Annotated in this window: 25 protein-coding genes; 20 read left to right on the forward strand and 5 right to left on the reverse strand. The window is 38.9% G+C overall.

Features of this window, described 5'->3' with window-relative positions; all coding sequences use genetic code 11:
- Nucleotides 1-91 precede the first annotated feature (91 nt).
- The gene (locus E5Y90_RS14850; RefSeq protein ID WP_216075463.1) at nucleotides 92-790 is read left to right on the forward strand and encodes a hypothetical protein; all 699 of its coding nucleotides are present in this window, start codon (nucleotides 92-94) and stop codon (nucleotides 788-790) included.
- Nucleotides 791-797: 7 nt separating this feature from the next.
- Entirely contained in the window at nucleotides 798-1208 is a 411-nt protein-coding gene (locus E5Y90_RS14855; RefSeq protein ID WP_163146642.1) for a hypothetical protein, read from the forward strand.
- 64 nt (nucleotides 1209-1272) lie between these two features.
- On the opposite strand, the gene E5Y90_RS14860 is transcribed toward E5Y90_RS14855, so the two are convergent.
- The 3 genes from E5Y90_RS14860 to E5Y90_RS14870 all read right to left on the reverse strand — a co-directional run bounded on the left by E5Y90_RS14860 (nucleotide 1273) and on the right by E5Y90_RS14870 (nucleotide 3145).
- Nucleotides 1273-1713, reverse strand: a complete 441-nt coding sequence (locus E5Y90_RS14860; RefSeq protein WP_163146641.1) for a hypothetical protein — start codon at nucleotides 1711-1713, stop codon at nucleotides 1273-1275.
- Nucleotides 1714-1716: 3 nt separating this feature from the next.
- Complete coding sequence (locus tag E5Y90_RS14865; protein WP_163146640.1) at nucleotides 1717-2067, reverse strand: hypothetical protein; 351 nt, start codon at nucleotides 2065-2067, stop codon at nucleotides 1717-1719.
- Nucleotides 2068-2164: 97 nt separating this feature from the next.
- Nucleotides 2165-3145 carry a hypothetical protein gene (locus E5Y90_RS14870; RefSeq protein WP_163146639.1) on the reverse strand — a complete coding sequence of 327 codons (981 nt, stop codon included), beginning with the start codon at nucleotides 3143-3145 and terminating at the stop codon, nucleotides 2165-2167.
- 218 nt (nucleotides 3146-3363) lie between these two features.
- Between E5Y90_RS14870 and E5Y90_RS14875 the strand changes: the two genes are divergently transcribed.
- From E5Y90_RS14875 to E5Y90_RS14905, 7 genes are all read left to right on the forward strand, one after another.
- Entirely contained in the window at nucleotides 3364-3954 is a 591-nt protein-coding gene (locus E5Y90_RS14875; RefSeq protein ID WP_163146638.1) for a hypothetical protein, read from the forward strand.
- Between the two features lie 67 nt (nucleotides 3955-4021).
- A complete protein-coding gene (locus E5Y90_RS14880) occupies nucleotides 4022-4426 on the forward strand; it encodes a hypothetical protein (RefSeq protein ID WP_163146637.1) in 405 nt (134 codons plus the stop codon).
- 228 nt (nucleotides 4427-4654) lie between these two features.
- Complete coding sequence (locus E5Y90_RS14885) at nucleotides 4655-5122, forward strand: hypothetical protein (protein ID WP_163146636.1); 468 nt, start codon at nucleotides 4655-4657, stop codon at nucleotides 5120-5122.
- Between the two features lie 307 nt (nucleotides 5123-5429).
- On the forward strand, nucleotides 5430-6335 hold the full coding sequence (locus E5Y90_RS14890; RefSeq protein ID WP_163146635.1) for a hypothetical protein: 906 nt from the start codon (nucleotides 5430-5432) through the stop codon (nucleotides 6333-6335).
- 307 nt (nucleotides 6336-6642) lie between these two features.
- On the forward strand, nucleotides 6643-7902 hold the full coding sequence (locus E5Y90_RS14895) for a hypothetical protein (protein WP_163146634.1): 1260 nt from the start codon (nucleotides 6643-6645) through the stop codon (nucleotides 7900-7902).
- Nucleotides 7903-8200: 298 nt separating this feature from the next.
- The gene (locus E5Y90_RS14900) at nucleotides 8201-8812 is read left to right on the forward strand and encodes a hypothetical protein (protein WP_163146633.1); all 612 of its coding nucleotides are present in this window, start codon (nucleotides 8201-8203) and stop codon (nucleotides 8810-8812) included.
- A 489-nt stretch (nucleotides 8813-9301) separates the two neighbouring features.
- Entirely contained in the window at nucleotides 9302-9604 is a 303-nt protein-coding gene (locus E5Y90_RS14905) for a hypothetical protein (RefSeq protein WP_174660628.1), read from the forward strand.
- A gap of 178 nt (nucleotides 9605-9782) precedes the next feature.
- Here E5Y90_RS14905 and E5Y90_RS14910 read toward each other — a convergent pair whose 3' ends face one another.
- Entirely contained in the window at nucleotides 9783-11063 is a 1281-nt protein-coding gene (locus E5Y90_RS14910; protein WP_163146631.1) for a hypothetical protein, read from the reverse strand.
- A gap of 213 nt (nucleotides 11064-11276) precedes the next feature.
- A complete protein-coding gene (locus tag E5Y90_RS14915) occupies nucleotides 11277-11513 on the reverse strand; it encodes a hypothetical protein (protein WP_163146630.1) in 237 nt (78 codons plus the stop codon).
- A gap of 105 nt (nucleotides 11514-11618) precedes the next feature.
- Here E5Y90_RS14915 and E5Y90_RS14920 point away from each other — a divergent pair, with 105 nt between their 5' ends.
- From E5Y90_RS14920 to E5Y90_RS14970, 11 genes are all read left to right on the forward strand, one after another.
- The gene (locus E5Y90_RS14920; RefSeq protein WP_163146629.1) at nucleotides 11619-11885 is read left to right on the forward strand and encodes a hypothetical protein; all 267 of its coding nucleotides are present in this window, start codon (nucleotides 11619-11621) and stop codon (nucleotides 11883-11885) included.
- 304 nt (nucleotides 11886-12189) lie between these two features.
- Entirely contained in the window at nucleotides 12190-13407 is a 1218-nt protein-coding gene (locus tag E5Y90_RS14925) for a hypothetical protein (RefSeq protein WP_163146628.1), read from the forward strand.
- 156 nt (nucleotides 13408-13563) lie between these two features.
- Nucleotides 13564-14712: a hypothetical protein gene (locus E5Y90_RS14930; protein WP_163146627.1), complete on the forward strand. Its 1149-nt coding sequence runs from the start codon at nucleotides 13564-13566 to the stop codon at nucleotides 14710-14712.
- Between the two features lie 316 nt (nucleotides 14713-15028).
- Nucleotides 15029-15535 carry a hypothetical protein gene (locus E5Y90_RS14935; RefSeq protein WP_163146626.1) on the forward strand — a complete coding sequence of 169 codons (507 nt, stop codon included), beginning with the start codon at nucleotides 15029-15031 and terminating at the stop codon, nucleotides 15533-15535.
- Between the two features lie 40 nt (nucleotides 15536-15575).
- Nucleotides 15576-16040, forward strand: a complete 465-nt coding sequence (locus tag E5Y90_RS14940) for a DUF1870 family protein (RefSeq protein WP_163146625.1) — start codon at nucleotides 15576-15578, stop codon at nucleotides 16038-16040.
- A 9-nt stretch (nucleotides 16041-16049) separates the two neighbouring features.
- On the forward strand, nucleotides 16050-16652 hold the full coding sequence (locus tag E5Y90_RS14945) for a hypothetical protein (RefSeq protein ID WP_163146624.1): 603 nt from the start codon (nucleotides 16050-16052) through the stop codon (nucleotides 16650-16652).
- Nucleotides 16642-17331 (forward strand): hypothetical protein, encoded by a 690-nt coding sequence (locus E5Y90_RS14950; protein WP_217485957.1) that lies wholly within the window; start codon nucleotides 16642-16644, stop codon nucleotides 17329-17331. Before E5Y90_RS14945 ends, E5Y90_RS14950 begins: the two co-directional genes overlap by 11 nt.
- A gap of 258 nt (nucleotides 17332-17589) precedes the next feature.
- A complete protein-coding gene (locus tag E5Y90_RS14955; RefSeq protein WP_163146622.1) occupies nucleotides 17590-17847 on the forward strand; it encodes a helix-turn-helix transcriptional regulator in 258 nt (85 codons plus the stop codon).
- Nucleotides 17847-19073: a type II toxin-antitoxin system HipA family toxin gene (locus tag E5Y90_RS14960; RefSeq protein ID WP_163146621.1), complete on the forward strand. Its 1227-nt coding sequence runs from the start codon at nucleotides 17847-17849 to the stop codon at nucleotides 19071-19073. Before E5Y90_RS14955 ends, E5Y90_RS14960 begins: the two co-directional genes overlap by 1 nt.
- A 238-nt stretch (nucleotides 19074-19311) precedes the next feature.
- Nucleotides 19312-19737 carry a hypothetical protein gene (locus tag E5Y90_RS14965; protein ID WP_163146620.1) on the forward strand — a complete coding sequence of 142 codons (426 nt, stop codon included), beginning with the start codon at nucleotides 19312-19314 and terminating at the stop codon, nucleotides 19735-19737.
- A gap of 12 nt (nucleotides 19738-19749) precedes the next feature.
- A complete protein-coding gene (locus E5Y90_RS14970; protein WP_163146619.1) occupies nucleotides 19750-20202 on the forward strand; it encodes a hypothetical protein in 453 nt (150 codons plus the stop codon).
- Nucleotides 20203-20472 lie beyond the last annotated feature (270 nt).

A 20472-nucleotide genomic window follows, 5' to 3' on the forward strand; every position in this document is an offset into this window, starting at 1 on the left:
CGTTCAATATGATGAAGGCGGGATTTTTAGAAATTTTGCAGCGTACTATAACCGAATTATGCGTGGTCACAATCCTAATATTGAAACTCTTATGATGGGTATTCATCGTTTGTATGCACATTATTTCAAAGAGTTCAAAACCCCTCCCAATTTTAGACACAATAAACATTTGGAAGGATTTAATGACAAAGAAAACAAGTGGAAATACCCTATTGATTTAATTGCAGAGAATTTTGCAATGTTGATCAATATTTTTTGTATGAACATGATGTGCGAATACTATACCGACAAAGAAAACTTTGCGATTGAGTCGTTATTTCAAGATTCGCTCAATGCAATCCGGAAACACTTAATAACTTTGTTTAATACCCCAACTCACAGGGTTGAAGTTGATCGAAGTAGAAAGATGATTGATCAGCCAGTGGTTGATTTATATATGGTCAATATGGCTTTTAATAGACCAGCGAAGCTTGACGATTTTGAACTAATTACCGGTAACAAAATCACCAGAGAATCACTCATAAAATATATGAAAATCAATATGGAAAGAACATCCATTAATTCTGATTCTTATTACTTTGATTTTAATTTAGATAAACAAGCTATTCATTATTTTGATACATTAACGGACCTAATGAACAAGCTAAACCAGATAGAAGCAATGTACTTGAAACTTAAACAACTTTCTCAAATTCAGTCGCCTGATGATGAAAATATTGCTTCGACATTGTTCCATCTATATTTAAAAAAGCCGGCAAACAGCACTGTACTAGCAATCTCACAAGGATAACGCTGCTATGGAATTTCAGTGGTTAGGTTGGGGTCCGGCAATTGCAGCTTTTGTCGTAACTTCATTCGTGATCGGCTTATTGTTCTTATTGTATCGGGCAATGCAAATAATCTCGAAGTCGTATGAGCAAAGATTCCAGAGCTGTATTGCAAAACCTGTATTCAGCGTTATGGCTTATAGCCTGATCTGGATGACCTTTAAGCAGTTCATCATGTTCAAGTTCGTTGTATTGACTAATCCGTTCCTACGCGACTATTTAGAGATTATCTTTAACCTGGTCTATGTGGTCTTGGTTTTTGCTGTGCTGTTCAAGGTAATGAACGACAGTCAGAAAGAGTTAAACAGTAAGAAGGAAAAGGCTAGAGTTGAATTTGAAGCATTCAAAGCCCGGATGGAAGCAAAGGAAAGAGACTTATAACCGCCAGGATATTCCAGATCAGGGGGATACTCAGAAATGAGCATCCCTTTTTATTATTTTGTGGTTATTCGGAACAGCTTGTAGAAATTGAAATAGGGTTAAGTGCTGATGAAGAAAATTGACGCTCTAATTTCCCAATAACGTCTTCTAACTGCGCTCGCACTTTCTGAACAGCTTTACGCGGGTCTAAATCTTTTGCATTGAAGTGATAGTTTTGATCAAGTTTAAATTGCATAACGGCGTTATAACCATTAGTTGCAGAACTTACCTGTAAGTTACCTTTTTCTACTTTCCAATGCCAACCAAGATTTTCATAGACTTTAGGTAGCCATCCTTCGCCAAGTTGAGCAGCTATTTCATTAGATATTTGTATAGCTTTGTCGTAAGCAGATTTTTTGCACTTACCACCACAAGCGGGTGAACAGAATATTTCACCTCTCAATACAGGTATCCATTTTTGATCAAGTTCCCCTACCGCAGTCTGATCATGTTCATAAATAACCATATTCTAAATATCCTTTTTGTTTAAAACGATTAGCTTTGTTTTGGCATCTTTATAGAGATTAGCCTTCTCCGGTTCCACATAGATAGAAAGACTGGCTTTATCACCAGTCAGCTTCTCAAACTCACCTCTTGAGATCATACCATCACTCAATAATGAGCGTAGATTCGCCTGGAAGTCATCCCCCTGCTTACTGCCCTGGATGTATTCGTATTTGACCACCAGTGAGTAGTAATCTTCATCGTCGATTTCTGATTTGGCAAATTCCGCAGAACTTTCCTTGTTCCAGTTCCAGGTAAAAGCCAAGACCACTGCACAGATCAGGATACCTATAATCGAAATAGCTTTTGCTTTCATACAATACTCTTCTTATATCTGGGTTAATGAGCCAAAATTGCGGTGGCTCTACGCTTTCGTTTGAGGTGAGCGCAATTTTACGCTCACCCTATTTGGTCTACTTGAGCTTGGCTTTTGCCAGTCGTTGTCTGACCATTTGCACTTCTTTCATTTGTTCATCCAACTTCTGATTTTCATAACCTCTCATAGCATTTTCATATAACAAGCTCCCTGCCACCTCTTCACTTGTTTCGTTCAATCTCGACATGCTCATATTGCTTACAGTCTTAGTTGTGAAAACAGGAATACCATTAGAAATATATTCATTCAGTCCATTAAACATCAGAATATTTGTATACAGCCTACCACCTTTTTTCACAGTGGAATCCATAAGGAATGTTTGAACATTATTGACCCTGTAGGCTTCACATACTTCTTGGTACTTAGGCTTCGAGAATGTAAATCCGTATTCCTGGACTTCCTTTAAAAGTATTGGATTTGGTATTGCTGCATCCATCAAACAATCTTTAGTTTTGGGTTCAGGAACAACAGTAGCCTTTCGGTCAAAGTTGTGAAGTTTTTCTCTCACTCTGTTTAGAGCAGCAAATTCATTTTTTTCTAAGCTTAGAATTGCTTGAGATACCTGATCAAGTACAACTTTTTTATTGGAGCCGGAAATTACTTGTGTTGTTTGGCTCTGCTTACCCTGGTTATTTACACTACTGATCTGCTTAATTTCATAATTATCAAGTTCAGTCACGTTTAAAGCATTACTGTATATGTTTGGAGTAAGCATAATGCCCTTCTCAATTAGATTAGCATCAACTAATTGCGCAAATAAGCCAGTAAAGCGTTGGTTTTCAATAATTGAGGAATATGGCTGTAAATAAATAGCTGCATGATTGTTTTTCATCATTCTGCATAATTCATCAGCATGATTAGTCTGATCTTGGGGAAATGGAATCCCATTTTTATTTACCAGGGCAAGAACTTCATCTGTAGACACCACATGAAATGAACATTCACTATCTTGTTTAGCAAAGGTATGAGCCGAAGTTATTACCAGACACACCCCTAATCCTTTTGTAAACCAACTCAATGTATTCTCCTTAAATGCCCTGCGCCGTGGTAAGCGTTAGATTTTTTAATATAAAAAATGCTTTGAAATCCTGAATCGAAAACTCAGGCTGCCAGTGCGTCATAGTATCACAAATATTGACTTATGCCATGTTTTAGACTAGAATTTAAGCATAAAGAGCAGATAGCTCAAGCGGGAATGCCACCGAAATAATGGCAGTATTTAAAGGGTAAAAAATCATGTCAGCAACTACTTTAAAATCACCAAACATTTTTTCTGCTGAATCCATCCGTGATGCGATTGGCAGCATCATTCAATCTATTCAACAGCGTACCTCAATTAAAGAAACTAACCTTGTTTTGGACGCTGATCTTAGTCGTAGCTTGTCTATTGCTCACTATGTTTTTAATGATTTCGGTCTTGATTACGAGTACACGGCATCAGGTGTGTTGTTTATGACAGACAAAGCACTGAAAAAACTGGCTACTACTGAACTGGTTAGCCAGTTCCGTGATGAAGTGATCAAGCAATTTGAAGTATTGCGCCATTACTTCCGCAGTATTCCTAATCATGGTTATGCCCTTGCAGTTGCTAACCAAACCCATGAAAACAATGTCTATGGCTTGGCGAAGTGGTTGGCAGATCACGAGTTCAGCATGTCAAAAACTGTGAGTGATGCGTTTAATGTGTTTAATGCGCATGACCTGAAAGATTGGTTAAAAACTCCGCTCAATATTGATTCAGCGCAAAATGAAGTATTCCTTGCTGTATTACTGGATATTTTGAGTTGCTATAGTTACAGCGAATTGACGAAAATTCTGAAAGCCTAATCGTCCAAATGAAAATACACCTCTTAGCGAGGTGTATTTTTTCCAATTTTATTACTTGAGAACACCAATGAAACTAAACCTAATCGTTTCCGCTTTTATTCTTGCTTGCGCAACTCATGTTAGTGCTGCTGAACCAGTAAAAACACCTAAAGTTAAAAGTGCTCAATGCAATATTGATATGCTGTATTTTCCCTGCAAAGTAGGACAGCTCAATGTAGATGGTTATGCTGTATTCAATATCTCTTTTGCTGATGGTCAAGCCGGTTGGAAAGTGACACGACCTTATGCCGGTGATAATGCCATTGTGGTGCAAAAAGAGACGAACAAAAAGTCTAGGGCGAAAAGTTATTGGATTGATTGGGGAGGTGACCGAGTAACATGGATGGAGCGTGATGGTGGTCTTGATACAGAGTGCTTCCATATTGAGGGCAGTCCTAAAGACTTCTGTTGGCAAGTGGAAGAAGAAGAATAATTCAAACCAAGTCAAAACCCTGCTAAGGCGGGGTTTTTTAATGCTCCCCGGAACTAGGTAGGCGTTAGGTTTTTTCAGTAGAAAAAAATCTTCCCGAATTTTGGGAGCCAGCTTTACCAGTAATCACATTAACCTACGCCATGTTTCAAGCGTATAATTCTAAGTATTCATAGGCATTAAGCCATCACGGAGAAGCCACCGTATCAAAGGCTTTAGTAAAGGAAAACTATGCACATTAATAACCTCACCGCAGACCAGATCGCTGAAATCAACGCTTTTTTAGCTAATGGCAACAATGCTTCATTTGATGAAAAGACGATTAACTTTTTCAACGCTATTACTCAACCAGACAATGACCCTATCGGGCTAATCGGTAATTGTGAAATTGCTTTGCGTGGTCAGATCATCACTTTAGAAGATAGCAACCGCTATTCTGGTTTTGCTTTCCCTACTCAGGAAACGCCAGAGGTTCTAAACGCTTTATACCGCGATGAAATGGAAGCGGAGCGCGACCAGTATTCTGACGAAGATTTTGAAGCTCTATGTAATGAGCACTTAGCAGACCGTAAAGCTGCGGTTCCACAGCATGCTCTTGTCTTACGCACAGCTAGTAGCAGTGGCGTTCTTGATCTGTTGTTCTTAAATAGTGAGTTCAAGCCCATTGCTGTGACCATGCTTAAATTAAAATACCTGTAGTTCTACCTTACCCAGAGAGCCTGATCATTCAGGCTTTTTGTGTTTGTACTGGCTAAATTCTTTTTCATTTATGTTGACTTATGCCATGTTTTACCACTACAATTCACAACATAACGAGCAGAAAGCTCAACCGGAAAAGTCACCGTAATAAAGACTTAGATTAAAGGGTATAAAAATCATGTTTATTTTCCAAGACGACTTCATTGCTAACACTAACAACACTATTTTCAGCCTTATGGCGGGTGCTTCTGCGGATATTCAATTCACATCCGTTCTGTTAAACATGCGCGACAAGGTAAATCAAACCATGTTTAAACTTGGTCTTACTTTAGACCAAACTATCGAAGGTGCATTGCCAGTTTTCAGCGATACGCTTGAAGATTTCGATTTCAGTGATAGCGACAGCTTTGCTGCATACCTGTGTCAGAAAAACCCTAAACGCTTCCGTGTACGTGCAGAAGATATTAGCGACTTCGTGCCGTGGATGGACATTAAGATTTTCGTTTCGGTTTTACAGACCGCAGCAAGTCTGCACCACCTTGAAAAAGTGCTGCTTCTGGCTCAATCGCCTGAGAATGCAGACCGATCATTGGTGCAACTGAACACCTTGAGCATCAAAGACATTGTTGAAGATGGCTTCACAATGGCGAGCATGAGCATGACTTTCTTATCGGGTCGTAAGAGCAACGGTGATGACTGCACCATCAATAAAGCAGGGTTCCAGAAAACCGTCATTGCCGACCTTACCTCTATCCCAGAGTGCCGTATCCGTAAGTACGACAAGACTTCATTTGATCTTTATGCTGCTCTAAATGAGCTGTACTTGGAGTTGGTTGCGAACTACCTGTCGCTTGGCAACGACACTAAAGCGGTTGAGCTGATTGTATGTGAACAAGGCAATTATAACGCTGCTTATTCGCACATGAATGACAATACCGTGATCGGTTCTATTACCCTTCCGGCAGACACATTCAAAATGCTGCCTTTTGCTAACTACGATGATGAAGGCGGTGCGCGTCAAAGCATTATTGCGGAAGTGCAGCCACCGGAAGGTGTGAGCATGGATGCCGTAATTGAGGGTATCTACTACACCATGACAAGCCAATGCTCATGCGAGCATGATTGCTGCGGGTGTGCTAATGAGCACTTTGACGCAAGGCTGATTAATGGCAACTACGTGAAGCTCACTCGCAACGTGGTTCCTAACTACTAGGAACCGGAAAGAGAAAAAGCACCTTCGGGTGCTTTTTTTATTGCGTAGTAGATGGCGTGGCAGATCACCACCGCCCTGCGCCTGGGAAAACGGTAGGCGTTAGGTTTTTTCAGTAGAAAAAAATGTTCCCGAAATTTTGGTGAGCCAGACACATGCCAGGTGGCTTCGGCTATCCAGGTTTATTTTGCATGTCTTACGTTGTACATTGACTTATGCCATGTTTTAAGCCATAATTAACCACATAAATAGCAGAAAGCTCACACGGATAAGTCACCGTAATAAAGACTTGATACAGGGTATAAAAATCATGGCTAAATTATCAAACCGTCACACTGCATTTTTGCTTCAAAAGTCTTTAAACAAATTTATTGCGACTACAAACCGCAGAATCATTCTGCGCAACAAATTCCCAGATCATTTCACAAGTGAAACTGTTGATCAGGTCACTGGTTCATTTTCCCCTGATTTCACTTCATTCTCTATCACTGCGACTACGGTTCTCAGCACTTACACACGCCCTTACGCGCCAGACAGCAAAGAAGAAGGTATCAACCGCACTGTTGAGTTATTCAAGAAGAATGACTGGTACAAGTCGTTGCCTGAAATGTTGGCATCAGCTTATAAACTGGATATTGCATCACTGCCTACTGCTGAAACTGTTGCCGTAGAAGAAGATAAAATTAATACCCGCTATACCGTGACCCATAGCATCGTATTCAAGGCACGTAACGCTAAATGCGTTGAAAATGTTGTGAACGCTTATTTTGCTGCGGAAGTAAAGAAACCTACTTATTTCAAAACCATTCAGGTTCGTGGTGTCCAACTCAAAACGATGGCTGTTGATAACGAAGTGTCGATTGTTCCAGACGGCAATTTTCCTAGAAGTTACGTTACTAAGGGTGATCAGCGCAATTCAAGCATTCCATTAATGAGCATGGTGTTTAATTATCGCTTTATGGACTTCTCGACCATTAATTATGTGCATACTTCTGGTCTGCTTTACACAACTGACCAATTAGAAGATGAAGTGAAGTTGAACTTTAATTTCCATACGGTGATTGAAGCTGAAATTAAAGCTAATGGCAGAACCAAGTTTATTTCTGTAAACATCAATGAGCCGATGATTGAAGCGGATAATCGTTTCTTCTGGGAAAACATCGACATGATTGATCTGCTGTCTGTACGTGCTACTCAAGCTGACATTAAGAAGTTCTTGAAGTCTAAAGCTGTAGAAGGCACTAAGATCAATTGGGTTAAAACAAATGGCTTGAAGATTAATGATGTTGCTGTGTCGAATACCGCTAAATACAGCAAAATGACCTTCATTGGCTCGTTGATGGGTCGTGACATGATTGTTGAAATCGGCAAACGCGGTGCAGTTAAAATCACTGACCTGTTTGGTTTAAGCCTGTCCTTATTCGACATTAACAAGTCAGAGCAGATCACTCAAACCATCAAAATGAATCTGAGCGAATTGTTTGCCAGTGACCGCGAATACGCATCATCGGTTTTCTATAGCATCATGCCTAAGATGGATGTGAAAGAAACCATCATCCTGTTCTCTTAATCCTTACGGATACCCTCAGAGGTTTAGGTTAATGATTCCCCTGAACCTCTCTTTAACACCCTTACCACGACTTCGGTAAGGGTTTTTTTTTAACCTGGATTTTGCAGATCACTACTGCCCCGCCTGGAACCAGGTAGGCGTTAAGTTTTTTAAGTATAAAAAAATGCTTCCAAATTTTAAGTATTTGATTTGCATTGACTTATGCCATGTTTTGCAGATATAATTCGTATATACAAAGGCATTCAGCCGAAGCGGAGAAGCCACCGCATTAAAGGCTGAGAATATAGGATACAAAATCATGTCGAACTTGAATCTTAACCAGTTTATCCAAGCACAAGCACCAGTTAAATTACACATTGCTCGCCAAGATTTGAGCATTCCAAGTGTAGCCGTAGCCCATGCTGACTTGTCTTTTCTAATGGATTCAAACCAAGTCACAGATACCATTACAACCGAACTTCATGCAGCATTTTTAGAGATTCAAGATCGTATAGCATACGATTTGAAAGTAAATATCAACCTTCCTGATTTAATTTCTACTGAAAGTGCAGTTGTACGAGCTGAGATTAAACGATTCTTGAATCTTACTCAGGTGCACTTAATTAAAGCTTTATTCCGTGAATCTGATTTAACGGATGAAGAAATCGACTATGTGGAAACGCTTTACCCGAATGTTTTAGATTATGAGGTGGGTGCTGATTATTTTGCAGATATGCCCTTCGTTGAAGTTAAAACACAGGACATCACGACGATCACTGGCACAGGCTTTATCAGCGAAATCATGTACACCTATACGGATAAAATCGTTGCAGAAACACTGTATGAGCTTGTGAAGCAATATTTTAACCCTAATGCCAAGTTCGAGGACTTTACCGAACACGCATCAGAATTGATCAAAGTTAAGCTGTAATCACAACTTAACCTCCCAGAATCTAAGGTATAGGTCGAAATACATGACAATTCAAAAACCAGAACCACAAGACGTATGGAATCGGCTTGTACGCTTTCGTGATAACTGCGCAGACCAGAAGCTCAAAGCACATGCAGATATGCTGCTAGGTCAGTTAAACACCGCAGCAGGGTCAAGGGTCAAACCCGAAAACTTTCTAGCAGAACACGCACTTTAAACCACCCCACCCCAAGCACCCAAATAAGGGTGCTTTTTTTGACGATCACAGCCTGGAACCTGGTAGGCGTTAGGTTTTTTTAATAAAAAAAATGATTGAATTTGCTTATTCACTTGCTAGGTATATTCGCCTTTCTAATCAACTATTTAAACTAAGCATTTTTATCACAATATTGACTTATGCCATGTTTTAAGCCATAATCACAAACATAAAGAGCAGATAGCTCAACCGGAAAAACCACCGTAACAAAGGTTTAGACTGAGGGTTTAAAAATGCAAAAATCAATGATTTCTACCAACAACAAATTTTACCGTCTGACTGCTTCACCTTTCTTTATTATCCTGTTTGCTACATTGGCTTTTGTCCTGTTAGTAGCTGCAAGCGTGGTTGATACAAGCGTTCCTGATATGATCGCTACAGAAGCACAGTATCGCTCTTGGGTCGCTGAACACGGTGAGCCAGGCGACCAGACTGCCTACTACCTTTGCCTAGCGGGTGGCGTGTTTAGCTTAGGTATGACTGCTTGGGCTTACTTACAACGCAAATTCGTTCTGAATCACAAATACTGGCTGTAAACCTCCCTCCCCCAAAAGATCAACTTCGGTTGGTCTTTTTTTTGCTTCGCAGCCTGGGAAATAGGTAGGCGTTAGATTTTTTAAATAGAAAAAATGGTTGAATATTTTGGTGGGATGCCAGGTGACGGCGAAGAATGCAGAGATCGGTTTAATCCCTGCATCCAGATTCAAATTTCTACTATTCGACAGTGATATTGGCATTAATCCCTGCTTCACGGTACATGCGTTTTATGTTCGCACTACAACCAAAGAACTGCACGATCTCTTCATGGTCATTGGACACTAGGGCTTCTTGTCGCAGCAGCTCTTCGTCCTGATTTTTTACCAATTGATGACAGATCAGATTGCCACGGCGCGTCTGGTAAAGGCGTGACAGTGTGGTTATTTCATCTTCGACTTCACAAGCATAACCGATTAAGCGTCCATCAAATTCAATATCGCGCTCATTATCATTGGTTAAGACATAATCCAAGTAAACAGGTGGCTCCTGAGTTTTTAAGAAAACCAACATGGCATTGTATATAGGTGTACCTATATAGAAATACGAACCTTGTGTTTCCAGATCATCTAGGCTGCTCGTTTTTTTATAAGTTGCATCATTAAATACTGTTCGCTCAATTTTAATACCTGTACTTGCCTGAATACCTGTAATACGGTGAGCATCAGAAATTATTTCGATAATTTTAGAATCTTGAGTTAAAAACAAAATGGTGGTGGCAATGTTTGAATTAACTTTTTCTTTTCTGGTGACAATCTCTTGTTGAGCGAGTTTAAAATCAGAAATATCTCTGTGCTCTACAGCAATTTGTTTTGCAGTAAAAAGGATTAATCCGCGTTGATCTGGTAGCGGTTTTGGCTTCATCCGTACCTTATAAATATAAGGCTTAAATCCAAGAGATAGACTTTGATTCACCAAGTCTAAGAACTGCGAGAAATTTGTCACATCATTATTGCCATAGATTAAATTTGATTCACCATCAAAGTTCCATTCACTGTATTGCACGGCGTTCTTTAAAATATTTTCAGCTATATTGCCCTGCTTAAATTCAAGATCGGTATGGTAATAAGCAAGCTGCTCTAATAATTCTTTTAAGCTGTAACAGATTTCAATATTCGGCAGCTCCCCTGCCTTTTGTACTTGTAGCAATAAACATTCGCTTGCTGACCAATACAGGTTACAGGTATAGGTACTATTGCTAATCTCATGGGCTGCATCTTTAGGACCCACTGAGTAACCTACAAACTTCAATTTACATAGTTCAGGTAGAGCATGAGGAATATTTGTATTCCTGGTCCAATTTGTTCGATCAAATTGAATCTCATGGATTGCGTAATCACTACGAATCTTTTTGCATTCTTCTAACTGTGCATTGATGTTGTATTTATCACAGCCTGGTTCACCATCATAGGCGACTTTATGCAATTCGATTATTTCCAGGTTAGCTTTGCTGTTACTCATAATGTCTAAATTCCGTCTAATTATGATTTTGATTATAGCACTAGCAAATAAATATAACATTGACTTATGCCATGTTTTTTAACTACTAATAACGATTTAACCAAATACTAAAACGAAATAGATACTATGAAATTCATTCCAATTAATAATGCTATGCAAGTGATAATCTGTATATACAGATTATCGCAAGCTCAACTGTTATACGGCGTTATTTTAGGGTTTGTACTGCTGCCGACCTTCACATAAAGTTAGCTGTTGTGGATTAAGGATTTGTGATTTCATCCAGGAACAACGCACCGTAAAATATTTTGTACCATTCGTGCTTTTGAACTCATTCACTCTTTTTATATCGGTTTCTTCAAGAGAACTATCCCAAACAATAAGTTTACAATTGACGCATTTACCGCACATTGACAGCTTTTCACGGATTTCCTTACCAATATTCATCATAGCTCACACATTGACTTATGCCATTATTAATTGATATAATTTACACTATATCGAACAATAAGTTCAAATGGAAAATCACCATATTTAAGATTAGGAAATTAGATTATGTCTCAATTAACAAAACAACATATCGAAGCGATCAAAGAAGCAGTAAGCAAAAAGTTAAGTGAGGTCGCTGCGGGTTGGCACTCCCAATCTAAAATGCACTCGTCTGAAACTGAATATGGTGACGGTTACTGTGCCGGTCAAGAAGGCTGTTCTGAACATTTGTACGAATTGATTGAGGAAGTCATGGGGGAAATCGACCAGGCAGCTAAAGATGCTGTTGAGGACGATGCAGAAGATCAAGAGGTGGCACATTGCGTTCCATGAGCGTAAGGCGATACGCACGAAATACTTTTTCCGTGTGATCTATCGAGTATCTTTAATTTATACAGTTTTCAAAACCTCGCTTTTGCGGGGTTTTTTATTACCTGGCAAAATGTTTTTTCATGTTGGATATTGGCATAAGTCAACATATAGTGATATAATTTGATCACGGATTAGGTTGTCCATACCTGCAAAAGAGTAGAAGAAACCTGCGTTTTATTTTGATACGCCCTACTGAATTTTAAACAAAACCTAGCTCGCATCAGGTTTGTTTAAACTTTTGCCAAGCCTGAACTATAGGTGAGTTATGTTTTTCAATTTTATTCCGTCGGCGGAACTCAACGACTTTGCGCGTCTTTTAGCAAATGTGCTACGTGACTTCAATCCAGATTCAATGTTCTGGTGCTCACAAAGCCCTATCGTGTACCCAAATTACAACAAAGATGGCTTTGAGCCATCTAAAGCAGCGCGTAAAAGTTTTGGGGTGCAAACACTCCTGGAAACCTTTGCACGAAGCTCCGGTTTTAATTCATACAAAGCAATGCTGACCAAAGCACCGCAGTATTCCAGTATTGATCTGTCCGATCTGGACCCATACCCACGTAATAGTTATTACTCATGTTGGTGGCGTTGTTTCATTAGTAACATTGTGACCACCACCTTCAAGGATTGGACGAACAAAACAGCTCCTTCGTACCTGACCTATCGCAATTTCAAACATAGTGATCAGTGCCATATTGTGCCATTCTTGTTCCAGAGTGTACCTTTCCTCAAGACAAGTGAGGTCAAAGCTGTTTATGGGATATCCTCTATTCCTTTTGAGGATGTTTTGCCATTAAACGGCATTGCTGACACAGCACCGATACATTACCTTCCTTTAGCCATGTCTATGCTGCTGACAGCCAAAGAGATCGGTTTTGAGTATCCTATTCCGCTCCGTCAATTCCTGGTACATGAGCAATGGTATGAAGCCAATGTTGACCACTTCTTTTACCAACTGAACCAGGCATTCGAGCTATATTTTAATAGTTTGATCAAAATTGCAGTAGATCAAAATGACCTGTTGAACAGCACCATTGAATTTGAGCTTACTTTTCCATTCAATGAACAGTTTGAGTTCGCTAAATCAGTCCATGCAATGCGCGAGAAGTTAAAGGCGTTGATTGGCAAACGTCTGGAACTATGCACCGGTGACAATGGTTACTATACGCATCCACAGGTCACGCCTACCCTTGTTGCTAAAAAAGATTTTCCAAGCCATGAACTGCGTTCTAAGGTGCAAGCTGAAATAGCTAAAACTGGTGGTATTAGCCACAAAGTTATCTATGGTACAAAGGCATTCTGGCTTAATCAGGCAATGGTACTGATGTTGCAGAACCAAACAGAAGAAAAGCGCATTTATACCTTGTTAAAATTGAATGATGCTGCATTAGAACAGAAGCTCGACAGCCTAGTATTAGATCAGCTTAAACCCTACACTCCACCGGCGGTCGCTGTACCACGAAACAGAATACGCGACCAATAGGAGTTATAAATTTTGATCACCCAAGCGGGTTTTAATGGACGGAGTAGCTGATCATTTGCGAGCATCCTTTTTTCGTTAATGATGACCAGTTATATTTAAGCTCTAATGTATAGAAATGTGTAGTAAACCATTTTACAGATTCAATAAGGAAAATTCATGGCTAACAATACGACCCGCCCCTTTTTAGTGGACCTGATTCATGATGAACACTCAAGCAGCCATCTACATTTCATAGAAGAACAGACTTTAATATCTGATAGTTTAATGCTGATGCTAGAAAACGCATTTAAGCATAAAGACGTTGGGATGATTATTGCGCATAAACAAGTAAGTACATCAAAGAAAGCCATTGAAACAATTGTAGCTCGCTCTAAGACCTATCGACGAAACATGATTGTACTAGACATTGAAAAAATCCTGACTGGCAACGCAGCATACCAGGTAGTCCGTTACAATCCTCTACGTGGTAAATCACTTCTGCAAGCGTTAAAAATAGTTTGTTCTGTATTCATGGAAACGGAATCTAATGAACGTGACAAGCTCAATATTATTCAGATAGTCTACCCTCTCTTAAAGCAGCAGATTAGCGAAACCGTACCTCATTTAACTCTGCGAAAGTTGCTTAATGAAACGATCAAGTTGAGTGAAACCAGTCTGAATCCTACTTCAAAATATGCCGTTGATGGATTGCTTAAAGCCTTCTCAATCCTTGATGACAATAATCTCATAGATCGCTTAACTGACGATATTAATGATGAAAGTTTCAACTTCGCTGATATTATTTTAAATAATAAAATTGGGGTGATTAAAAGCACCGACACCAACCAAACAACTAGCTTTAAACATTTAAAAACATTGGCGACTGCTGACCTACTGGAAACATTTGTAGATATACTTGATCACGCTAATCGTAAAATTTTGAATGGTTCATTTCGGAGATACTTCTTCGCTGACTTGAAAACATTGTTCAATCCAATGGTTATGCCTGTTGTCATGCGTTACAGCAGAAAGATTTATATGCAATCGCATGTATTTCTGAATTATCAAGATTTACCTCTTTCACCTGATGGCTCCCAAGAAGAAATTATTGTGAATAATGCGTATAACCGAATTTACCAAGCTACATCACCCTGTTTTCCACATTACAAAGCTAATTTATGGGGGAAACAAGAACATATGAAGAAGATGCTTGACCCGAATACCATTCACGAGCAGAAGCTCCCATTAAATACGGTGCTGTTCTGCTGCAATCACCTACCATCACCGGAGTTATTGTCTTTTAAAGATTTCTATGGTGCTGCTTAATATACTTAACTATTTACCGATTTCCTCCAATTAGATTGCTTCGGTAGTTTAAAAGGATAACCTATAAAAAAACTTGCTACGGCAGGTTTTTTTTATAATTAAAATATGGCATTAGTCAATTTTTTTTGGTTATTTTCTTCCAAAAAATATACCTATCTAGTGTAATTATTTTGGCTATGCGAAATACGTGGTTGAATTTAGTTTTTAAGTGAAATTCAATCTTGCTTATTTCGCAATTGCGAAATATACTATCTTCATTAAGATAAGCTTTCTTAAAAGTAAACTTAAATCGCTATTGAGCGATAGGAGAAATAAGATGAAAAAGTTATTTACAGTATTAAATGGTCAAACAGTTCGTTTAGTTGTGGAAACAGACAATCTTCGCAATGGAACAGAAACTTTTGGTTGTTTTGAAGGCTACCCTTATAAAGCTGGCTCAAAACTTCACAATGTCCAATTTGTTGATCAGTTCGGCAACAATATGGGGCGTGACGGCATATTAGAAATGGTTAAAGAAATTCAAATTATTAATAACCATGATGGTTCTTTCAAGTCAGTGCTAAAGATTATTGATGTTGACTATGTTGAAGAAGTTATGACATTTGTTGTGACACTAGAAAATAATCGCACTGTGCAAGTTCAATTTAAGCGTGAAACAAACCGTTTACATGCTGACTATAACACTCATTTAGCACACATTGACCGTTGCAATGTGTATGGTTATGACCTCAGCAAAGTAGAAGAAGAATTATTCAATGATTGGATTAGTACATGCAAAGCAATCCAAGATGTTGTTAAAGAACTTGACTCACAATACGAATAATCAACAAGCCCTGACTTGAGGGCATTTTTAGGCTTTCAAAATGAATCATCTACAATTAAAAGCTCAACGGCAAGGCTTAGGATTAACTGTTGCTGAAATAGCGGAAATCGCAAAAGTAACGAAGCGTTCTTTTCAATATTGGGAAGCAGGAAAAGTCCCTGTTCCATATGATGTTGAAATGCTGATGGACTTGATGGTATCGCAATACAACTTAGTGCTCGATCTATTATTAAGTGATGTTGAGTTGGCAACATGGCGCAATACTGATCCTGACAACAACCCCAACAAGCCAATGCGTATCAGTCCAACATTGCCCTTTTTCCATTCTTTTGAACTGTTTTCAGAAAGAACAGGAGTTAAGAATATTGTGTACTGGCGCATTTATCAAAGTGTCGTTAGTCAACTAATAATAACAGGCAAAATTGTTAGGTTGAGTGATGACACTAAAATCCCTGAAAGTTGGGGAATTTGGAAGTGGTTTAAAGGCAATTATGACACGCATTGAGTTTGAAAAATGGTAAAAAAATCATTAGATCAGATTGTATGGGCTACGCCTGAAAAACCGCATGGATTGTGGGCGTATTGTGTGATTTGTGAAAAAGATATTCGGGAACTCAGAACGCGGAAAAATACGTGTAGTGATGAATGCCATGCTTTAAAAGTGAAAGATATTGATCGCAAATCCTATGCAAATCAAATGGCAAAAGACCCTGATTATGCTAAAAAACAATCAGCTAAACAATATTCTCGAATTAAAGCCGACCCTAACAAAATGGAAGCTAAGCGCATTGCTCAAAATGAGCGAATGCAAATGCCGAGCTACAAAGAATCATCCCAGAAATCCCATAAAAAGTATAGGTCAAATCCTAAAACAAAGCAGTTAATTGCTAAAAGAATGCGGAAGTATCGTGATGAAAATCCTGAAATTATTGCTGAAATTGAGCGTAGGCGGATTGCTAAACGTTCAGAAGAAAGAAAGAGATTAAAAATCGAAAATCCTGAGAAATTTGCAGAACTACAGCAACATGAACGTGAAAAAGCAGCCAAGCGTAAAGCTGAAAAACGCTTTGCTGAATTACAAAAAGACCTGGAAAAATTGGTGACTAATGATGAATGAATTAGTATTAATGAGTAATCATGATATTCAGCTTGCATCTATCGAGCAATTAAAAGCTGAACTATCAAAATCACTCAAAATCACAAGTGATTATTTGGTGTATATGTCAATTATTTGGAATGAATTAAATAAGCGAGGTGTAGACTTATCCGAGTTAAAAAGTGGCTTGTTTGCATATATTCCTTTAATTGCAACAAATCAGCTTGACGCTAGGCTAGTAGTCGAATTTGCAGGCAATAAAACGCTTTTATCAGCACTTTCACGCTTACCAATGGACAAACAAGCCGAAGTTGCTGAAACTAAAAAACTGCCATTTGTGACTTATGATGAGCATCAGAAAGTAATTGAAACAACTCTTGATCTCACTAAAGCAAAAGCATCACAAATATATCAAGTTTTAGGCGGTGAACATGGCTTTCGTGATGTAAATCAACAACACCTTTATTTAAAAACTAAAGCCAAATCTAAGCGTAAACCAAAAATAATATCAAGAACGACATTACGAAATGTTGAGTTTGATGAAAATAAGGAATACATGCTTGTTGGTAGCAATAACCGAGTAAAAATAGAAACGCTTATTGCTGCATTGGGTGAATTATATGAAATTGATCTTTTTGAAGTAATGAGCCGTTATTCAAAAAAAATCTCTGAGAAGCAAATTAAAAATCTTCCTGATTGATGTTCCGTATATGGCAAATGAACGCTATCGGAATACCAGTAGTGAATCTCACAGATCAGAAAAGACCTCGCTACGGCGGGGTCTTTATTTTATCGACTTCTGCTGCAACTTCGCTATATGGCGAAATATTAGCTTTATTTCAGAAAAGTTCGCTATATAGCAAATATTAGATTAATGTAGTAAATTGTTCGCTATATGGCAAACTTCAATATAGAGATTCATGTTTTTCGCTATATGGCGAACAAATGAGGTGCTTTTATGGCTAGTCGTGCAGAAATTGGTGCAAAAATACGTGAAGCAAGGCAGAAATTAAACTATACACAGCAAATGATGGCGAAAAAGTCTGGGGTTAATAAATCCACTATTTCTGAAATAGAAAATGGTCATTTCACAGGTTCATTCGATATTTTTGAACGTCTAATTGATGCAGTTGGATTGCAGTTTGAAGTTACCCCTAAAAAACGAACTTTGCCGGCTTGGAATGAGATCGACACGCTATTCAATGAGGATGACTGATGGATAACTTTCAATTACCCAATGAGATCAGGTCCATTGAAGTATTCACGGATGATTTGAAACAAGGCTTGCTGACGCATGGCTCTCATTATCACTATCAGCCAGTGCAAGAGCAAAGTTTTGTCTCTCTGACCATGACCTTACCAGATATGCAAGGATATTCGCATGGGGTGTTGCACCCTATTTTTTCCCAGAATTTACCAGAGGGTCATAATCGTCATTTTATTGCCAGTAAACTTGCCAGATATGCCAATGTGAATGAAATGTACTTGTTGGCACTACAGGAAGCGAATGGTATTGGTATGCTGTCCTATAGAAGTGAACTCCAATTGCCTGATGTGGAATCAGTTAATCTGAGTGAGATTCTTAACTACAATAGCCAGGCTCCACTTTTTCCTCAGTTATTAGAGAAATATTACTTACGCAACTCTTTAGCCGGCGTTCAACCTAAAGTGAGCATTCCGAATGTGACTAGCGTTACGGAACGTACTGTTCAGCAAAAAGACCTCATTGTTAAGTCTTATGATGCAGACTTTGATTTACTGACGGTCAATGAATTTGTTTGCATGGAAGCAGCTCGACATTGTGGTTTGGAACCGCCAAAAACTTACCTATCGGACAATCTGGAAACCTATGTTATCGAGCGATTTGATAAGGATGCTGATGGAACTAAGTTGGGCTATGAGGATTTCACGACCTTGTTAAAAAGGTCTAATGACCCGAATGAGAAGTACAAAGGCAGCTACGAAACCTTGCTTAAAGCTACCTACCTATACACCAAGAGCGAAGCAGAAATCGCCAAAATGTATAAGTACATCGTTTTCAATTGCCTGATCGGGAACGGTGATGCTCACCTTAAAAACTTTGCCCTGCAATACACGCCAGATATGAGCGATATTTACGTGTCACCACCTTTTGATATTACTCATACGCTTATTTATGAAAATATTGATGATCAACTGGCACTTAAAATCAATGGAAGCAAGCAATTCCCGACTAAGGCAGAGCTGTTGAAGTTGGCTGAAAGCCCTGAATTTCGCATCAGGAACGCCAAAGATATTATTGAGTATATGGGGCAGCAGATCGCAGACTACTTAAAAACATCCAATGAAGTTCAATTGTTTGATGGATTACGAGAATCTATTGAAAAGAATCTATCAAAAGTTTTGGCTACCAGTGCAATCACGCCTGTATACAGGCATGACAAGAAGAGAAAGTTCAAGTAATCCTCCTGGAATGACTGAATAACCGCAGCTAACCACTGCGGTTATTTTATGCCTATGAACCAGGTAGGCGTTAGGTTTTTTATATAATAAAAAAATGCTGACCTATTTTAAGTTTATGATTTCCATATCATTTACATTGACTTATGCCATGTTTTGAGGCTATAATGAAGGCTCAGGCGAACTACGCCAAACGGAAAAGTCACCGTATCAAAGGCTTAAATTAAAGGGTATAAAAATCATGTCACATTTAGTTCAAAACAACGCTTACAAAGCTGCTCAAATAAAGGGTCTAGTTTCTTTCATTGCTGACTTAAACGCGCAAGGCGTTGAAGTTCAAGCTGTTGAATATTTCGTAAAGAGCACACAGGTAAACAACGACCTTTTTAAAATTCTAAACGCTATTTTACAGAATCCGGCTGACAAAGAAGGCTTCCTTGTTTACTTCGACAAAAATTTCCCAGACTTCCAAATTTCCCAACGAATCTGCTTCAACGGTGAGTATTCCGATAATCCTTTAGAGGTGTTAGGTGAATACGAATATGACTATGAAAAGGTTCCGGGCAATCGTGAAGATACAATTTACCAACCTTTCCTTGAAGCGGTTATGGACGCTAATACGCGCTATGAAGATTTAGTGTTAGACATTCTTGCTGAATTGCCATAAGGGATAGCTGACATGACTAATAAGACTTTTAAACTGATTGTTTCTCAGATCACTTTTGACAGTGCAGACGACCTGATTGATGCAGTAGTTCGACTGGATAATGTTCGCCTGTACCAGACAAACAAGCCATACGAGGACCCAGACCAAATAGACGTATTAGACGGCAATGATATGGGTTCTGGTGAATGTTTATGCCTTTCCTATGACAGACAAGACCGTACTCTTGATATTACAGGTAATGGTGGTGTATGTGCCGTGATGATTCAGGAAAAAGGCTTTACAGCCGGTGATCTTGTGCTAGGTATGAGCCACCAGTTTGATTTTCTTGAATCTCTTAAATCGTATAGCTATAACCAACCAGACATAACGGTAACGGTTCAAGTGCTTGAGGATGGCAAGCAGACTGACGAGCGAACCATTTTGCTCCGTGATTATCAGTCTAAATTCTTCGCTGACGAAGTTTAACTTTAACCCGCTTGCCCCGCTTCGGTGGGGCGGTTTTTTGCCGAGCCTGGGAACCAGGTAGGCGTTAGATTTTTTAAATAAAAAAAATGATTGAATGTCCTGGTGGTTCGCCAGGTGGCTGCTGTGAATCCTAAAGGCAATGCCTTTAACGGCGAGGGTTTGAAGTATGCTACCCTCATAAATGAGGGAACCAAAATCGCTTCTAAATATTGACTTATGCCATTTTCTTTAGCTATAATTCTGTATATACAAAGAGCACAAAGCTCACAC

Origin of the sequence: Acinetobacter sp. 10FS3-1, from assembly GCF_013343215.1 — a bacterium.
Lineage (GTDB): Bacteria > Pseudomonadota > Gammaproteobacteria > Pseudomonadales > Moraxellaceae > Acinetobacter > Acinetobacter lwoffii_C.

What these genes read in the sequence shown, in the direction of transcription:
- E5Y90_RS14850 (WP_216075463.1), top strand. Translation starts at nt 92, where the DNA reads ATGATGGGTATTCATCGTTTGTATGCACATTATTTCAAAGAGTTCAAA.
- E5Y90_RS14855 (WP_163146642.1), top strand. Translation starts at nt 798, where the DNA reads ATGGAATTTCAGTGGTTAGGTTGGGGTCCGGCAATTGCAGCTTTTGTC.
- E5Y90_RS14860 (WP_163146641.1), bottom strand. Translation starts at nt 1,713, where the DNA reads ATGGTTATTTATGAACATGATCAGACTGCGGTAGGGGAACTTGATCAA.
- E5Y90_RS14865 (WP_163146640.1), bottom strand. Translation starts at nt 2,067, where the DNA reads ATGAAAGCAAAAGCTATTTCGATTATAGGTATCCTGATCTGTGCAGTG.
- E5Y90_RS14875 (WP_163146638.1), top strand. Translation starts at nt 3,364, where the DNA reads ATGTCAGCAACTACTTTAAAATCACCAAACATTTTTTCTGCTGAATCC.
- E5Y90_RS14880 (WP_163146637.1), top strand. Translation starts at nt 4,022, where the DNA reads ATGAAACTAAACCTAATCGTTTCCGCTTTTATTCTTGCTTGCGCAACT.
- E5Y90_RS14885 (WP_163146636.1), top strand. Translation starts at nt 4,655, where the DNA reads ATGCACATTAATAACCTCACCGCAGACCAGATCGCTGAAATCAACGCT.
- E5Y90_RS14890 (WP_163146635.1), top strand. Translation starts at nt 5,430, where the DNA reads ATGTTTAAACTTGGTCTTACTTTAGACCAAACTATCGAAGGTGCATTG.
- E5Y90_RS14895 (WP_163146634.1), top strand. Translation starts at nt 6,643, where the DNA reads ATGGCTAAATTATCAAACCGTCACACTGCATTTTTGCTTCAAAAGTCT.
- E5Y90_RS14900 (WP_163146633.1), top strand. Translation starts at nt 8,201, where the DNA reads ATGTCGAACTTGAATCTTAACCAGTTTATCCAAGCACAAGCACCAGTT.
- E5Y90_RS14905 (WP_174660628.1), top strand. Translation starts at nt 9,302, where the DNA reads ATGCAAAAATCAATGATTTCTACCAACAACAAATTTTACCGTCTGACT.
- E5Y90_RS14910 (WP_163146631.1), bottom strand. Translation starts at nt 11,063, where the DNA reads ATGAGTAACAGCAAAGCTAACCTGGAAATAATCGAATTGCATAAAGTC.
- E5Y90_RS14915 (WP_163146630.1), bottom strand. Translation starts at nt 11,513, where the DNA reads ATGATGAATATTGGTAAGGAAATCCGTGAAAAGCTGTCAATGTGCGGT.
- E5Y90_RS14920 (WP_163146629.1), top strand. Translation starts at nt 11,619, where the DNA reads ATGTCTCAATTAACAAAACAACATATCGAAGCGATCAAAGAAGCAGTA.
- E5Y90_RS14925 (WP_163146628.1), top strand. Translation starts at nt 12,190, where the DNA reads ATGTTTTTCAATTTTATTCCGTCGGCGGAACTCAACGACTTTGCGCGT.
- E5Y90_RS14930 (WP_163146627.1), top strand. Translation starts at nt 13,564, where the DNA reads ATGGCTAACAATACGACCCGCCCCTTTTTAGTGGACCTGATTCATGAT.
- E5Y90_RS14935 (WP_163146626.1), top strand. Translation starts at nt 15,029, where the DNA reads ATGAAAAAGTTATTTACAGTATTAAATGGTCAAACAGTTCGTTTAGTT.
- E5Y90_RS14940 (WP_163146625.1), top strand. Translation starts at nt 15,576, where the DNA reads ATGAATCATCTACAATTAAAAGCTCAACGGCAAGGCTTAGGATTAACT.
- E5Y90_RS14945 (WP_163146624.1), top strand. Translation starts at nt 16,050, where the DNA reads ATGGTAAAAAAATCATTAGATCAGATTGTATGGGCTACGCCTGAAAAA.
- E5Y90_RS14950 (WP_217485957.1), top strand. Translation starts at nt 16,642, where the DNA reads ATGATGAATGAATTAGTATTAATGAGTAATCATGATATTCAGCTTGCA.
- E5Y90_RS14955 (WP_163146622.1), top strand. Translation starts at nt 17,590, where the DNA reads ATGGCTAGTCGTGCAGAAATTGGTGCAAAAATACGTGAAGCAAGGCAG.
- E5Y90_RS14960 (WP_163146621.1), top strand. Translation starts at nt 17,847, where the DNA reads ATGGATAACTTTCAATTACCCAATGAGATCAGGTCCATTGAAGTATTC.
- E5Y90_RS14965 (WP_163146620.1), top strand. Translation starts at nt 19,312, where the DNA reads ATGTCACATTTAGTTCAAAACAACGCTTACAAAGCTGCTCAAATAAAG.
- E5Y90_RS14970 (WP_163146619.1), top strand. Translation starts at nt 19,750, where the DNA reads ATGACTAATAAGACTTTTAAACTGATTGTTTCTCAGATCACTTTTGAC.